This is a genomic window from Candidatus Dependentiae bacterium, from assembly GCA_035445995.1.
In the GTDB taxonomy this organism is placed as follows: domain Bacteria; phylum Babelota; class Babeliae; order Babelales; family Vermiphilaceae; genus DAOMRS01.
Genome location: DAOMRS010000001.1, coordinates 555,447 through 571,590 on the forward strand (window position 1 = coordinate 555,447; position 16,144 = coordinate 571,590).

Genomic DNA, 16,144 nt, shown 5'->3' on the forward strand with positions numbered 1-16,144 from the left:
TAAAATATTGATTTAACTTATCACGATAAGATAAACTAATATTAATAAAAAAGGGGATTGGGATGCTTGGTAAATTAAAATCACTGTTGATTGCATTATTTGGGTTAAGCGCCATAATTGTTGTCCACGAGTTTGGACATTTTTTATTTTGTAGGCTTTTCGGTGTACAAGTACCGGTATTTTCAGTGGGATTTGGCCCCAAATTGATAGGATACAAAATTGGCGGGACGCTATTTCAAATTGCAGCTCTTCCACTCGGCGGCTACAATGCCATTGATACCGCAAGCTTTGTGAGCAAAACGTATATACAAAAAATGATTATCACACTTGCAGGTATTGGTTTCAATATTATATTTGCGGCATTATTATTCATCTTGATCGCATGGTATACCAGTAAAAAAGAATCACGGCCAACCAATATATTTATTGTCATTATGCAAGGCATACTTATCACGTATACTTTTACTAAAACTATTATGCATGGATTTTTTGGTATTTGGCAGCAAAAAACACGTGGACAACTGACGGGACCCATTGGTATCATAACAAGTGCACAATCAAGTCAGGCCCAAGGCTGGATGGTTTTTCTATTATGGCTTGCAATCATGAATATAAATGTTGCCATATTCAACTTACTGCCTATTCCATTTCTGGATGGTGGACAGCTCGTCAAATTAACCATAGAAGCATTATATGGCGCACCATTACCAGTAAGACTTTTATCATTAATTAATAATATATTCTTATTATTATTCTTATTTTTACTTATCTGGCTATCAGCTCGAGATATGAAAAATCAATAGCTTTTTATGTTTTACTAAAAAAATTACCCCTACCCAGACAGAACGTCACGGATAGGGGAAATGGAGGTTATCACATTTAAATTGGCCTTAGCCAGTAGCACTTTTCTACTACTGTAATGTACACGAAGGAGGAGTAAAAAGCAATTTTTTTCTCTGGAAAAACTTACTTTGATTTTGTTTTACATTATCTGTAATTAAGCTTAGGCACGAGATATAACAAAGTTTTCATGTTGCAAACATATCCTCAAATAATTGCTCATATGCCCGCGTAGTATCTGCTAACTGAAATGCTTCTATAACCCTTGCTTTTCCTGCTTTTCCAAGCTGTTTGCGTAACGGTTCCTCTGCTACCATACGAGTAAGTTGGTGGTAAAGCCCCGGTGCATCATGCGGTAACACTAAAATCCCATTCTGATTATGGTGTATGACCTGGTGTTGAGCTCCAGTCGTAACGCAAGGGATCCCACAAGACATAGCCTCAAGTAGCGCTATGGATAACCCTTCTTGCACCGATGGCAAAACAAAACAGTCCATAAGTTTATAGTAGCCATATGCCGGTTGACCAATAACAAATATAACTGCTGATGTGATACCCAACTGTGCTACTTGTTTACGCAAATCTTGCTCAAGAGGACCAAGCCCAACCAGCAATAAACGAATGTGCGGATAGTGCTGATATACATTCGCAAACACATTAATCAAGTGATGATAATTTTTTTGATAAATAAAACGACCAACCGTACCAAAAACCAGCGCCTCCGGAGCTATACCAAGTGAATCTCGTGTTACTGCTTGCATAGTAACCAGTTGATGTACGTACTGACTGTCAATGCCATTATAAATCACTTGAATATTTTTGTGAGATACCCATGCAGCATCTGCAAGTGAACTCGCAACACCATCAGCAATTGCTACAACACGATCTGCCCAATCAAGCGTGCCATAATCGAGCATATTGCGTATGCGCCCATCTTGCTCCAACGACCAATGCAATACACACACCGTTGGAATATGCAAAATCATCTTGCCAATCAAACGTACAGCAAAATTTGCAGCCCATAATGATCCATGAATTACATCTGGTTGTAATATCTTGAGCAAACGGTATAAGCGCAACCAAAAAATAGGATCATATAAACAAAATCCGCCCGTAACGTGATAAGTTGGTATACCCATATGCGCTAATCTTGTACGATTAGGGCCATCATGGAAATAGATCACGTGATGATCATATCTATGCGATGGCATTAATCTTATAAGATCAACAAGCAATGATTCTGCACCACCAATTTTCAAGCTTGAAATTACGTGTACTAACTTTATACGCTTCATCGCGTGTTAAATTCTCTTGCGTAATACTTTTTTATCCACTTTAGCCGTTGCTGTTACGGGTAATTCTTCGGTACTACAGATAAACTGTTTGGGCACTTTATATGCTGCTAAATGTTCTTTACACAAACGGATAAGTTTTTGTTCTATATCTTCTTCTGCTTTGCGTAATTGCACAAATGCTACCGGAACTTCTCCTACCGCATTCTCATGTTTGCCAATAACACCTACACGTATAACATTCGGATGCATAAGAATAACATTTTCAATTTCTTGCGGATAAATGTTCAGACCCTTATGAATAATAAGATCTTTCACACGTCCTGTGATTACTAATCTATTTTTTTCATCAAAATAAACTAAATCACCGGTATCAAACCACCCATCTTGCAAAGCTTTTTCCGTCATATCTGGTGCATTATAATAACCAAGCATTACATTGTCGCCTTTTACCCATAGTTGGCCAATGTGTCCGCGCGGCACTTCATTACCTTGCTCATCACGTACAGACGCCTGAATACCTGGTAATAATGTGCCAACATTACCGGTTGGTATAGCCTCATCATCAAATGCAACTGATAGTGTTGGAGATGTCTCAGTTAAACCATATCCACTACAAATTTTACGATGATAGAGCAATTCAAAATAAGAACGAATTTTATCAGGCATTGCATCGCCACCGGAAACAAATAATTTGACTGAATCAAGTGGTGCAGTTTTCATCATACACAATAAGCCGTACAATGCCGGAACACCTAAAAACAGTGTAGGTTTGTGCTTGAGCCCTTCAAGAATGTATCTACGTTCAATTTTTGGTGCCAATATTATGGTAACGCCCGCAAAAATAGCACCCCATACAAATGCGTTTTGGGCAAATGCATGGAATAATGGCAATATGGCAAATACACGTTCACCATGGTTTAAGTGTAATCGCGCAAGCGTCTGTATGAGGCTTGTCATAATATTTTTAGAACTCAGCATGACGCCTTTAGGCAACCCGGTAGTACCTGATGTATACAATAATGCAGACATGTCATTTTCTGGTAGTGTAATGAGCTGATGAAGGCGCCAAGATTCTTGCGGCGCTTGGTCTAATGCCATGTCGCGTTCGGTAATAATTTGTGGAACTGATTCTATGCTAAGTTGCTTGATCAGCTCAACACGATCTGCCGATGTAATAATTACTTTCGGCTGCGCATCTTTGAGAATATAACCTAACTCATGTTCGGTGAGGAAAATATTAAGAGGTACCACCACCGCACCAACTTGCCAGGCACCATAATAACCAATAAAAAATTCAGGAGAATTTTCTAACCAAATAACTACTCGATCTCCCGACTGTATACCATGTTTTTGCAACATGGTACTTAATTGACATGCGTATAAATATAAATCACGAAAGCTGATAGTTTTATCTTGGTATATTAATGCCGGCGTATCATCATATTTTTGTGCCGCGTATTGCAACAACGTACCCGCATACATTAATTGACCGTTTGAGCTAATTTCATTTTTTAGGTGCTCAAAACGGGCACGCTCTCTTGCATCAGAATTAGTTATCATTTCAACCCCTATTCTTCTTGAAATTTAATAACTTGTACCGGACATCTTTGTACCGCTAATCTAATTGCATCAGCATGTTTTTCTATATCTGCATCTGGTTTGACGCGTGATACATCGGTTACTTCAAATACCTGTGGTGCAGTAAATTGACAAGTGGTACATGAAATACAACCCGGTTGAATAGTAACTTTTTTCACAATAATCCTTTATTGCGCTATACTAAAATTCTTTATAACATCTATAGAAAACCCTATTATTTACCATAACCTATTTTTTGTAAAAAGGTAAGGCATGCAACGTCTCAAGCGCGGTATACTCATTGCTATTGAAGGTATTGATGGTTCAGGAAAAAGTACACTCGCACACAATATTTCTGAATACCTCAAACAACAACATTTACCTGTCATTCTCACAAAAGAACCAGGTGGAAGCCCTTTGGGCAAACAACTACGTGAAATTTTACAAACACAAACAGTACCACTCAGCTCTAAAGCAGAATTTTTATTATTCGCAGCCGATCGTGCAGAACATTTCCAGAAAATAATTTTGCCACACTTACATGCAAATAGTATCATTATTTCTGATCGCCTGAGCGATTCTTCCCTTGTATATCAAGGTTATGGCCGTGGTCTTGATATTAGTATGTTACGTACCATTAATGCATGGGTTATGAATGGCATTCGTCCTGATATAGTTTTTTATTTAAAATTAGCTCCGGAACAAGCACAAGAACGCTTGATAGCACGCAACCAAAAATTAACTACCTTTGAACAAGAACATATATCATTTACCAAAAAATTAGTTTACGGTTTTGATGAAATACTTAAAAACCGTAAAGATGTTATACTTATGGACGGTACACAATCACCGGAACAATTAACTCAAGAAGCTGTACAAGCAATAGAAACATGGATAAAGTCAAATCATCTACGCGAATAAAAAATATAACCTCTCATAATCTGGTAGCACCCGCCTATGCTTGGATCGGCACTCATACTGCCGTACTCAATCATACATACCAATTTTTACAATCAATCTTCTGCCAAAAAAAAGGTTGCGGTACCTGCACAAGCTGTATACAAATTAACACCCAGCAGCACCATGCTATTACATGGTTATATCCAGACAAAAAATATACGCTTGAACAGTTAGATGTACTATTTGAAACTATTGCATTTGCGTTAGATGCAGGATCCCATCATTTTTTTGTAATTCAAAAAGCAGGCGCACTCACTACAACCTGTGCTAATCGATTACTCAAACCGCTGGAAGAACCACCAGCAGGATACCATTTTTTATTACTTGCTGAGCGCTCAGACGGCCTGCTACCAACTATTCGCTCGCGTTGTATTATAGAAAATTTTTCAGCTACACCAAATGAATCCCCGTTCAAAGAATTATATGATTGTTTTACTGCACATAAATTTATATCCCCCGTATTTTTTACAGATATTTTGAATAAATATACGCCAAATGAGTTGGAAAGTGCTGAATTAATGAACACACTCCTGACATACTGGCTTGAACGCTACAAAAAAGCTCTCCTGAAAAAAGAAGAAGATACTATGCAACAAGCACAAACCATCATACATTGTTTGAAAAATGCATTAGAAGAATTGCCCATGCCTGGCAGCAGTAAGTTGTTTTGGAAAAATTTATTTTTACAGATAATGAGATAAATCAAGAATGTTCGTATACATACAAACGTTTGTAATCTGGCCCTTCGGGCGTCAATACCGATTCCATTAATACAAATTTATCGATAGTAAAAATTATGGGATTAATGGTAATTCCCTCTATAAAATCTAATAATGCTTTTTTATCTACAACTTTTTTTACCCGCGCTAAAGTCACATGACTTACAAACTCACGCACTTCAAGCATACACCATGGTTCAAGTTGATGATCTATAGTCAATGCAAGTTGTGCCAATTCAGGTGACACAATATTCAGATATACAACTTTGATTATGTGATCAGTACCAAATATACCTATCCTATCCAACTGTGCCTTACTGGGAGAAAAAATAACATCTTGCAATGCGGTATGTATAGATGGGATGTCTTTGAGCATAACATCGCCAATAAATTTTATCGTTATATGACTTTGTTGCAAATTAGCAAAGCGGCCTTCAAACAATGCCGATGCTTTCAATATATGCTGTACCCGCTCTATCTCTTTTTGCACAGCAACTGGTAATTCAACTGCCACAAATATACGTATCTTATTTTTCATACTATACACTCGCTTATTTTTATGCATAATATGCTATAGTACTTGGCAAATTCATATCAAAAAGGAGAAGATATATGCAGAGTAGATATTATTTGTTTTTTTTTAATGTTTTTTATTTCTTTGCTTGTTGCAGCCACCCAACAGAACTTAATCGATTACTCAAAAATATCACGCGCACTCGATGTAAAGCAAGAATCCGCCACAAATACCAAAATAATCTTATTGAACTGCTAAAAACAAATAAATCTGTCCCTGAATACAAAGATGATTGGCACGCATGCGTATCTGCACTAAGTATCGATAATAATTTTCCTATCATATCACAAAATTTACATGTTCTTCCGGAAGCAATTGATGCATTTTATCTAACACCAAATTTTTTGAAAGTAACACGTAAACTGTTATTAAATGTGGATAATGAAAATGCTAAAGGCTACATGTATGAAATTACACAAGCATTATTATTGCACAAACAGCTTCATCAGATACGCGCGTTCGGCATTTATCAGGTTACACCAGTTACTAATTATACCCAGCGCGAATTTGATCTTATTACCGACACGCATTGGTATGAATGTAAAGCACAAAGTAAATGGCCTTCTTTGCAAAGCAAACAGGGGCGTAAATTACAACAACAATTCTCTGACCAAAAACAGATTACACATGATTATAATCTTACCCATAATACGACAATTGTATTTGAAGTCAGATCACAACAATCCGCCCCCGATTATTGGCGAACATGGTTTCAAGAACAAGGTATTATGTATACATCAACTCATCAATGATTCACTAAACCCTTGAACACTTTCTGCAATGCATGAAGCAAAAGTTGGTTCTTCTGACTCAACATCATCAATAAACACAGCGGCAATTACCGTAGCTAACGCCGGTACCACGCTATGCTTTATATGGTACATAACCGAGCTGGCTGCATACTGAGCCGCTTCTATGGTTGCACAGATATCTTCCTGAGAGAACTTTGGCTTTCTTTCAAGTCGATCGAAATCCATACCATGCATCATTGAGCTCAGGCTTGTTAATAAGATAATATTGATTATTTTCACGTTGCCCCCACATAGATAAAGTATTTGTTAAACTAATAATAAAAGTTTAATCAGGGATAACAAAATGTAAAGGCAACAACGCAATAAGCTTTGTTTTTTATCACTACCGCGTGCTATTTTATATCACCCACCCTTAATAACCGCAAGCGGTTTGAGGCGTGCAACTTTACGAGCTAGCTGTGCACCTGCCACTACATCAACCACATCTTCTACGTCTTTGTATGCCGTTGGTGCTTCCTCTGCAAGTCCCGGGTCTGAATCTGAACGAATAATAATACCTTGACGCTCCAGTTCTTCTCGCAATTGTGAGCCCCGTACTGTTTTTTTGGCCTGTGCACGGGACATACGTCTACCTGCACCGTGGCATGATGAACCAAATGCAACATCCATACTTTCTTGCGTTCCTGCCAAAACATAAGAAGCGGTACCCATAGTTCCGGGAATCAGTACTGGTTGCCCAACACTCATATATTTTGCAGGATTTTCTGGACGTTCCGGACCAAATGCACGCGTAGCACCCTTGCGATGTATAATCAATTTTTTTTCAATACCATCTACATTATGCGTTTCAACTTTACCAATATTGTGTGAAACATCATACACCGTGTTCAATTCCACGTGTTTGCCAATAACCTCTTGCCATGCTTCGCGCACCCAGTGGCCAATCATATGTCTGTTGGCCCATGCATAGTTGCTTGCTGCGGCCATTGCGGCAAAATAATCTTGTGCTTCTTTGGAATCAAATGGTGCATAGACTAACTCACGGTCAGGCAATACATATCCCCATTCGGGTAATTTACCCATCATAATACGCACATAATCAGTACACGTCTGGTGCCCCAAGCCACGCGAACCACAGTGAATCATCACCGTCACATTACCTTTATGCAAACCATATGCCGTTGCTGCAGGTTGATCGAAAATCTCTTCTACATATTGCACTTCAAGAAAGTGATTACCCGATCCGAGTGTACCAATTTGGTCTCTGCCGCGTTTTTTCGCGCGCTCAGAAACCATATCCGGATCAGCAACTGCCATACGCCCACGTTCTTCACAAAATTCTAAGTCAGCTTGCGTGCCATATCCTAACTGCAACATGCGTTCAGCACCATAGGCTAAAATCTTATCTAATTCATTGGGGTCAAAATCTAACTTACCACCTCTGCCTACACCCGATGGCACTTTATGAAATAAGCGTGTTGCTAATTTTTCCAAATAGGGGCGAACTTCATCAACATTCATATTGGCAACAAGCAATCGGACACCACAATTAATGTCATATCCAATACCACCAGGAGAAATCACACCACCTTCAGCAATGGCACACGCCGCAACACCACCAATAGGAAACCCGTAGCCTTGATGAATATCCGGCATAGCACACGCATATTTTTGAATTCCAGGTAACGTAGCAACGTTCACCAATTGCCAGATTGCACGATCACTCAATACATCTTCTATCATATTTTTGCTCATAAACACTCGCGCAGGTACCTGCATGTCTTGCCGATATGTTTTGGGAACCTCATACGTGTACTCATCTATTTGCACTAAGTCATCACGCGTAATTAATTGTTCTGCCATGATTATCCTTTTTTAAATATCGAATACTATGTCTGCCTGCCACGCACCATTAACTTTTTTGATTTCTAATTCATGGTACGTTACTGCCTTAATCTCTACCACCTCAAATCCTTGTACTTGTATACCATGTAAGGTAGCTGAAATAAATGTATCTCGTAACTCATGTACATCAACATGTAAATATGCTTCATTATGTATATCAGACAGATATAGTGCCTCTGATAAAAAATCAACAAGTAATGATGCTTCTTGAAATGAGCGTACTTCAACCTGATGTTGTATAGGCAACGTATCACACACCACACGGTCATGCGCTATGCGACAACCATCTATTTGTGGCCGTATTACCTGAAACATGCCAATCACCGCGTTAGCAAATAATTCTTCTTTCGTATCACCAAATACACGAATCTTAATATCAGCCGTATGCGGTAATTGTTCAAAATCTTTTTTCACTATTTTCCTTTATAATCCACTTAAAAACTAACACTTGTATATTTTTTTGTTATATTAATACCTTTCAGTTATATCGTATTATTCTTAACTTTTAGAGTTTTTATGCAAAAAATATCATATTTTTTTATGTCACTTACCTTAGCAGCTCTTTGCACCACAACGCAAGGGAACTGTATGTCACAAGAACACGATCAGTTTGATATCAAAAAAGCTCAAACAACCATGCTTGCCGTGTTACTTGATGTACAAAAAGACTGTAATATGCAATGGCATAATCTGTCAGATGTACAACGTAAAGTTCAATGCTATCCTTTCATGGCACACTTACACGCACTCGAAAAACAAATGGCGTTGTATGAAAAAAAATAATAGTTAACTTATATGGTACGCCCAATAAAAAATTTTCTATCTACACTCATTGCACAAAAAGGCGACTGGAAAGTACGCCTTATGCAACAATGGCCAATTATTATAGGTGAATTGAGTGATCAAGTTACCATAGAAAAAGTAGTAGGAGATACCTTGGTATTGGGCGTATATGATTCATGTTGGATGCAAGAATTATACATGCTATCGCCCATGTTACTTGGAAAAATTCATGCACATGGCTACACGCACATTAAAGATATTCGATTTAAAACGGTTACCAAGGCACTGCCATTCAAACAAAAAGCACCATCTCTGCCTGCACGCACAGTACCCAAAAACATCTCCTTAACTCCTCAACAATCTGCAGTTCTTGACAGAATAGCGGATCAAGAATTACGCTCTGCATTAAAGGCGTTTCTTATTCGTTGTTATCAGGAGTAGTGATGAAAAAATTAATGGTAATGTGTATGAGCATGCTACCTATTTGCATGCAATCGCAAAGCGATTATCATACTAATTTATGGGCGAATTACTTGCGGTATGAAGGTCAACATCAAGAAGCACACAAGCGGTTTCAACAACTCGTTCCCCATTCTATTTATAGTCTACCGGGTTATGTCCACTTATTACACAGTACACAAAAATATCAGGAAATTGTTGATTTAATACCACAAGTTGGTACTAAGTTTGATAATGATGCAGCACTACAACTACTCATCATTGATGCTCTGCACAAATCAAACCAATCAACACGTGCTTATGACAAACTCACCGCATTGCATAAAAAATTCCCCCATGATCCACAGGTTGTTTTTGCAATGGCTAACTTTGCTATAGCAAATAAAGAATTGGCATATGCTTTGGAAATTCTTAATACTTTACTTAATAGTTCACCGGCCAAAGCAAATCTATTTATCTTTCATTTTATGAAAGCACAAATATATATTCAGTTAAACAAGCCGCATGATGCACTTGCAAGCGTAAAAGAAAGCCTACAACTGCATGATGAATTTGACAAAGGTTGGCTCATGCGTGCCATGCTCGAAGAACAGCTAGGCAATATTCAAAACGCCATACAAGGGTATACACACTATCTTGAATTATCTGAAGATAACAACCAACGTATTGCAGATCACTTACTACAACTTGCATTCAAACAAAAACTCTCCCAGCAAAACAGACAAACTGCTTTTGTCCAAAAATCATGTTTTGAACAAGCACTTGCATTGTTTGAACAGAAAAATTATAAAGGAGCTCTTGCCCAAGTTGACCATTGCCTGATACAAAACTCGCATGGCACCAAAGAACGCTTACTCAAAATAGAAATACTCACCGCTATGCAGCAATTCAATCATGCAGCAGCACAATTACAAGCCTGGATAAACCAAGATCCACACAATGAATTATGGTTTCAGGCACTCCATTTGCTCAGTCGTCAAGGCGCACAACTAAATACAGTCGTCAAAACATTCGAAGCAATTGCAGCCAAACATCCAACGTCTCATTGGGCACCACTGTATCTGGCTGATCTACATATGCGGACACAACAACCAGCATTGGCGCTTACCCAATTGCAAAAAGCTGCACACATTATACAAGATCCAACATTAAAAAGTACTATCTTATTCCAACAGGGCGTACTCTTGTTCGAGCAACAACAATATGACGCTATGCGTACCGCATTAGAACAAGCGTATGCATTAAACGCAGATGCAACACCGTTGCTTAACCTGCTCGCACACTACTGGGCAACTAAAGGCAATAACATAGATAAAGCAGAACAGCTTATTACACATGCATGTACAAAAGATCAAGAAAATCCACATCTGCTCGACACCAAAGCTTTAATTTTATACAAGCAAAAAAAATATGCTGACGCACAACAATTATTGGAAAAATTACTGAAAAATAACCCGACTGATGCAACTATTTTAATTCATCTTGCACAAGTACACCATAAACAAAACAATCATCAAGCAGCACAAAATACTTTAGAACAAGCACGTGCACATACATACTCGGCATATGAAAAACGTAAATTAAAAACCTTAGAAAAAAAACTAACCCAACATTAACTATGAAATCATCAAAATCCATTTGTTTTGCTGCAGGTAAATCTGGCGGCCATATCATCCCTTGTTTAACCATTGCACAACAACAATACCCGGATCATGAAATACTCTTTTTTTCAACCGATGCACCGTTGGATATGCAAATAATTGGCAATCAGGCTGACCATCATATCACCCTTCCGCTCGGCAATTTGAAATATACAAAATGGTATCAGTACCCATTAATTGCGTGGTATCTATGCTCATCATTTTTTAAATCTTTATATTATCTTGCCAAACATAAACCAGCAAAAATTATTAGCACTGGTGGTATAGTGGCAATACCTGTGTGCATCGCCGGGTTTTTACTACGTATCCCTATTGAGTTATTTGAATTAAATGTAGTACCAGGTAAAGCTATTAAAGCATTGGCACGACTAGCAACTACTATATATGTATGCTTTCCTGATGCACAAACCTATTTGCCATCATCCATAGTCAGAGATTATCCTATACGTTTTACACACACCCAGACAACACCACAAGAAGTACGTCTGCGTATTGGGTTAGATCCGGATAAAAAAACCTATTTTATTTTGGGTGGTTCCCAGGGATCATTATTTTTGAATAATCTGATGCGGCAATTTGTCGAACAATATGCTGATCATGTGTATCAAGTTATTCACCAAACTGGAGCACAGGATGCCACCGATTGGCAAACATTCTATGCCCAACACAATATCCTTGCACAGGTATTTAGTTACCAACAAAATTTAGCTGATTATTACATGGCGGCAGATGTAGTGATCACCCGCGCGGGAGCAGGAACATTATTTGAATTATTATTTTTCAATAAACCACATATGGTAATTCCACTCGAAACTAAAACAACAGTACATCAACGGAATAATGCATATGCGCTTGCAGCACAATATCCCAAGTTATGTAAGGTGTTTGAACAAAATCAAGTGGAAAACAATCCAGAAATTCTGTGGCAACAGTTATAAGAGCTTTTGTAGTAAAAACCAATAAATTTTTCTATTGCTTGCTTTTTGCTGGTCATATATAGCTCTGATCGTTTCGTATAACCAGCAAATATCGAATATTTTTCGAATCTTCAAGTGGGGTATATCCAAAAAGGAATTATGTTAATACTAAAATAGATTAATTAAAAGGATTTATTAAATTTATACGTCTAAATATAGATTAATCCAACATAAGGCCTCTTCAAAATGTTCCTTTTTAATCCACACAGGCTCATCACTCTGTGGATTACTCCTACGGGCAATCTGTTCCGCCTTGTTCAATAACTTATCAACACGCCTAATTGAAAAATTATTAATGCGCTCTGCAAGGTGTTTTAGGTAATCATCATCACAAACTAAAACACCCATAATTGATTTAGACCAATCTAATTTTATTTTTAATATATCTTTAATCGCTTGATTATTCAGCTCAGGAAGCATTACTAAATTATCAATAGCTCTGTTTCTGAATAATTTTGGAATCTTAGTAAAATTTTTAGCTGTTGCTATAAGAAAAAAATTTTTATTATATCTTTGATGATCTAAAAAAGAGGACAAAACATTATCTGCATAGTCAATATCATACTTGTTCATCTTTCCTGATTCAAAAGCTACATCTATTTCATCAATAATAACTATTATTTTTTCCCCCCTTTTACAATGCCCATCTAAAGCATCGCGTAATCCATATATAGGCAAATATCCTTGATTATTACTTCGACCAAAATCAGAGCCATGATAAACAATAAATCCCCAACCGCCCAAATGATACGCTAAATATGATATTCCTTTTGCCAAGGTAGTTTTACCTGTAGCGTCACCAATAAACAAAGCTGTTCGCTCACCTTTGCACCTAGAATTCAATAGATCTGCAAGCAAATCTTTTGCTTCCTGTGGTGCAAATTCCAATGCCTGATCTAATTCAGACAAAGAACTGCCATAAATTATATCATCTTGATTTTCTGAGCAAGAAAAAACTTTAAAAACTTGCCTTCCAAACCAATCTGCCTCTAAAAAATATTTATTAGATAAAAAATAAACATCATCATAAATATTCATTTTTTCAGGATTATTTGATTGCTTTCCAAATATATTAAGCATATTAAAAATAGACCAATAGATACTATTTCTTGAGTTATCTTGAACAGAATAGGAAAAGCCGCTAATTGTTATAAAAAATAACATTGATAATCTTTGCATGTAACTCATATTGCTTTCTTTCATAACTATGTTGTAATTTATTTAAAATTTAATAATCAACTCAGGAATTTCTTCTCCATCATCCTCGTGCGTTTGTCGATCTGGAATGTAATTAAAACATGTTTCTGGAGTAAATTGATTTTTACCAACTATTTCTTGATATTCATCTGCAAACAAAAAACGATTTTGAACATGAATAGTTTCACCTATTTTGTATAGTAACCACCAATCAATGGATGGTCGTCCACTCACATTACCTACATTACTTATAAGACAAGATTTATCATAATTATAAATACGCTGTAAACCTTTTTGCCACTGGTCTTTATAATCTTCCACAGTCCACCATTTGAGAGATATGTGCAGAATCTGCCTATATCCATCAATTTTAATTTCACCAGTTGCCCAATCATGATTCTTCCAATCTGATTTTGGTCTTCTTTTTATAATTATGCCTTCCTCAGTACGATCAACAAGCCATTTATCATTAGGTTTTGTATTAAGCATTTTTATTGATATATTTTTCATTGATTTATCCGTTGCTCACCATTGTTTAAGCAAAATTACTCAATAAATTTTCACTTTTTTTGCGAGATTTCTATCCATACTATATTGTATATTCCCACGACGATCAAACATCTTCCAATGCCCACCATTATGTCCATCAGCATCAGGACTTATATACTCCTTACCATTGTAAAATACAGGTTTATTGCGCGTATCACCACAGGGATGTTTTTTAACTTCTGTAAATCCCAATTCCTTTGCTTTTTGCCGAGCTTGCTTATTTGTTAATGGCTGAAAATCATTAATCTTTTGATTTCTATCTTTTATTAATGATTCTTTTTCAAGCAACTGATCAGTACTTTTTATGTGATCGTTATCTGGCCCATAGAACTTATCTTTAAAATATGATGCTACCGCGGCAATATAACCCGTTTCTGCTGCAGCAGTTTGTACTACCACCCCATCTGCGGTAATCATAGCTGGTGCACCACTGATTACCACATTCAATTTATCAAGCATACGGCCTGCAAACAATGCCGCTGATTGTCCAAGCTGTTTAATGTTGTTCAGGTTTTTTGTTACCTTGATTGCTTTATCTATACCGGTAAACCATGTGACACGTGCTGCAACGTACATTGCACCATCTACAAAATCCTCTGCAGTCAGCTGCTTGATGTTTTCCAGTGATATCTTGTCAATCGTATCCCAAAACTGTTGTATACGTTGATTTCTTGTTTGTTCAGGAAGATACTGCGTCCCAATAGTAACATCCGATATATATTTGGCAAGATCACATACAAATGACACTTCCATTTCCGTTGGTGAAAGATTTTGCCAGTATTTCTGAACAGCACGAAGCACTAATTCTGCTGTATGCTCTGCGGCTGTCGGTTGATATAAGTCCTGTTTAATCAGAAGTTCTTTTTGTGTGTGGCAAACCAAATGGTCAACCGTAGCAAGATGAAACGCAAATTCATGTGCATTGTCTGTCTGTGCTAATACATCCAGCGAATCACTAATTTGCGTATCAACTTCTGAGGATACGTCATAATCTAATGCATAAGCATTATCTAACACGGTATCTGTTATTTTGCCTAAATTATGTACAAACTCTGCACGATTAGCACTTTTGTCCAATGCTTTTAATGCATGAACATGCATATTATAATGTAAACGTTCTTGCTGATCTTGCACCTTACGCTGGTAGTCAGGCCTCGATTCCAGAATATCTCGAGCTGCTTTGATATAATCAAAATCAATAGTTCGTGGTGAATTAGGATTCAATTTCCTATGAACAAGGTTATGAAACGCTGCTTCTGCTACCTCTAACTTTCCGCTCATTATGGCAAATAACAGGTCTGTTGTTCGTGATGAGGTTAAAGAATCTGCTTGTAGATCTAAATCAGCATATTGTTTTGCTTCTTGTTCTACCTCGAACGTAACCCATGAAGCTAAAAATCTCTTGACTAAACCAGGTGATTTCTTTCGAATGTTTTGCCTTGTATCTTCAAGCTTTCTCTTGCTCCCCGTAGAAAGTATTAATCGTAACTTGGTTGATTGTTGATCATCAACATGTTCGAACTTTGGTACTAATAATCTTTGTGATTTTTCATACACCTTCTGAGCATCAACTGCATGATCAGCCACATGTTCCGGTTTCATGACCGGAGTTGAAGCAGTATCTATACGCATACTCGTGCTTGTATTATTCCATCCTTCATAAGACCTATGATCAATCACCTCTCTGTTATGTATATGTGTATCTGAGAAGGTAGTAGCTGCTTGAGAAATAGCATGATCGGCCATAACTCTAATGGTAGCATCAGACTTTGCATCATACGTAGAATTATAGCTCATTGCAGCAATACTATTGCCTAAAAAAAGAATCAATAACAACGGTAATTGTTTTTTTAAAAATATATTCATAATAAAACCATCCATATAATAATTTTATA

The 16,144-nt window shown here is 37.2% G+C and carries 18 protein-coding genes; 8 read left to right on the forward strand and 10 right to left on the reverse strand.

Going from position 1 to position 16,144, the window contains the following annotated elements:
* The first annotated feature begins 62 nt into the window (after positions 1-62).
* Positions 63-803, forward strand: coding sequence for a site-2 protease family protein (locus PK943_02640; GenBank protein HRN78110.1), 741 nt, complete (start codon positions 63-65; stop codon positions 801-803).
* Positions 804-1,028: 225 nt separating this feature from the next.
* Here the strand turns inward: PK943_02640 and PK943_02645 are convergent, their stop codons facing one another.
* From PK943_02645 to PK943_02655, 3 genes are read right to left on the reverse strand one after another with little or no spacing between them, the layout of a single operon-like run.
* Positions 1,029-2,135 carry a glycosyltransferase gene (locus tag PK943_02645; protein HRN78111.1) on the reverse strand — a complete coding sequence of 369 codons (1,107 nt, stop codon included), beginning with the start codon at positions 2,133-2,135 and terminating at the stop codon, positions 1,029-1,031.
* Positions 2,136-2,141: 6 nt separating this feature from the next.
* The gene (locus tag PK943_02650; GenBank protein HRN78112.1) at positions 2,142-3,695 is read right to left on the reverse strand and encodes an AMP-binding protein; all 1,554 of its coding nucleotides are present in this window, start codon (positions 3,693-3,695) and stop codon (positions 2,142-2,144) included.
* Between the two features lie 8 nt (positions 3,696-3,703).
* Positions 3,704-3,892: a ferredoxin gene (locus tag PK943_02655; GenBank protein HRN78113.1), complete on the reverse strand. Its 189-nt coding sequence runs from the start codon at positions 3,890-3,892 to the stop codon at positions 3,704-3,706.
* Positions 3,893-3,986: 94 nt separating this feature from the next.
* Here PK943_02655 and tmk point away from each other — a divergent pair, with 94 nt between their 5' ends.
* Together tmk and PK943_02665 are read left to right on the forward strand one after the other, a co-directional pair.
* Positions 3,987-4,634 (forward strand): dTMP kinase, encoded by a 648-nt coding sequence (gene tmk / locus PK943_02660; GenBank protein ID HRN78114.1) that lies wholly within the window; start codon positions 3,987-3,989, stop codon positions 4,632-4,634.
* The gene (locus tag PK943_02665) at positions 4,604-5,374 is read left to right on the forward strand and encodes a hypothetical protein (protein HRN78115.1); all 771 of its coding nucleotides are present in this window, start codon (positions 4,604-4,606) and stop codon (positions 5,372-5,374) included. Before tmk ends, PK943_02665 begins: the two co-directional genes overlap by 31 nt.
* A gap of 1 nt (position 5,375) precedes the next feature.
* Here PK943_02665 and thpR read toward each other — a convergent pair whose 3' ends face one another.
* Positions 5,376-5,930, reverse strand: coding sequence for an RNA 2',3'-cyclic phosphodiesterase (gene thpR, locus PK943_02670; protein ID HRN78116.1), 555 nt, complete (start codon positions 5,928-5,930; stop codon positions 5,376-5,378).
* Positions 5,931-6,004: 74 nt separating this feature from the next.
* Here thpR and PK943_02675 point away from each other — a divergent pair, with 74 nt between their 5' ends.
* Positions 6,005-6,718 carry a hypothetical protein gene (locus tag PK943_02675; GenBank protein HRN78117.1) on the forward strand — a complete coding sequence of 238 codons (714 nt, stop codon included), beginning with the start codon at positions 6,005-6,007 and terminating at the stop codon, positions 6,716-6,718.
* Here PK943_02675 and PK943_02680 read toward each other — a convergent pair.
* From PK943_02680 to PK943_02690, 3 genes are all read right to left on the reverse strand, one after another.
* Positions 6,704-6,997, reverse strand: a complete 294-nt coding sequence (locus PK943_02680; protein HRN78118.1) for a hypothetical protein — start codon at positions 6,995-6,997, stop codon at positions 6,704-6,706. The two genes, PK943_02675 and PK943_02680, sit on opposite strands and share 15 nt — an antisense overlap.
* Positions 6,998-7,120: 123 nt before the next feature.
* The gene (locus PK943_02685) at positions 7,121-8,581 is read right to left on the reverse strand and encodes an RtcB family protein (GenBank protein HRN78119.1); all 1,461 of its coding nucleotides are present in this window, start codon (positions 8,579-8,581) and stop codon (positions 7,121-7,123) included.
* Positions 8,582-8,593: 12 nt separating this feature from the next.
* Complete coding sequence (locus tag PK943_02690; GenBank protein HRN78120.1) at positions 8,594-9,037, reverse strand: archease; 444 nt, start codon at positions 9,035-9,037, stop codon at positions 8,594-8,596.
* A 174-nt stretch (positions 9,038-9,211) separates the two neighbouring features.
* On the opposite strand from PK943_02690, the gene PK943_02695 reads away from it, so the two are divergent.
* From PK943_02695 to PK943_02710, 4 genes are read left to right on the forward strand one after another with little or no spacing between them, the layout of a single operon-like run.
* Positions 9,212-9,406 carry a hypothetical protein gene (locus tag PK943_02695; protein HRN78121.1) on the forward strand — a complete coding sequence of 65 codons (195 nt, stop codon included), beginning with the start codon at positions 9,212-9,214 and terminating at the stop codon, positions 9,404-9,406.
* Positions 9,407-9,418: 12 nt separating this feature from the next.
* On the forward strand, positions 9,419-9,847 hold the full coding sequence (locus tag PK943_02700) for a DUF721 domain-containing protein (protein HRN78122.1): 429 nt from the start codon (positions 9,419-9,421) through the stop codon (positions 9,845-9,847).
* 2 nt (positions 9,848-9,849) lie between these two features.
* Positions 9,850-11,481, forward strand: coding sequence for a tetratricopeptide repeat protein (locus PK943_02705; GenBank protein ID HRN78123.1), 1,632 nt, complete (start codon positions 9,850-9,852; stop codon positions 11,479-11,481).
* 2 nt (positions 11,482-11,483) lie between these two features.
* Complete coding sequence (locus PK943_02710; GenBank protein HRN78124.1) at positions 11,484-12,464, forward strand: UDP-N-acetylglucosamine--N-acetylmuramyl-(pentapeptide) pyrophosphoryl-undecaprenol N-acetylglucosamine transferase; 981 nt, start codon at positions 11,484-11,486, stop codon at positions 12,462-12,464.
* A 180-nt stretch (positions 12,465-12,644) separates the two neighbouring features.
* Here PK943_02710 and PK943_02715 read toward each other — a convergent pair whose 3' ends face one another.
* The 3 genes from PK943_02715 to PK943_02725 are packed head-to-tail and all read right to left on the reverse strand — an operon-like array spanning position 12,645 to position 16,115.
* Positions 12,645-13,691 carry an AAA family ATPase gene (locus PK943_02715; GenBank protein ID HRN78125.1) on the reverse strand — a complete coding sequence of 349 codons (1,047 nt, stop codon included), beginning with the start codon at positions 13,689-13,691 and terminating at the stop codon, positions 12,645-12,647.
* Between the two features lie 33 nt (positions 13,692-13,724).
* Positions 13,725-14,210, reverse strand: coding sequence for a hypothetical protein (locus PK943_02720; GenBank protein HRN78126.1), 486 nt, complete (start codon positions 14,208-14,210; stop codon positions 13,725-13,727).
* A 39-nt stretch (positions 14,211-14,249) separates the two neighbouring features.
* Positions 14,250-16,115 carry a toxin C-terminal domain-containing protein gene (locus PK943_02725; GenBank protein ID HRN78127.1) on the reverse strand — a complete coding sequence of 622 codons (1,866 nt, stop codon included), beginning with the start codon at positions 16,113-16,115 and terminating at the stop codon, positions 14,250-14,252.
* Positions 16,116-16,144: the final 29 nt, after the last annotated feature.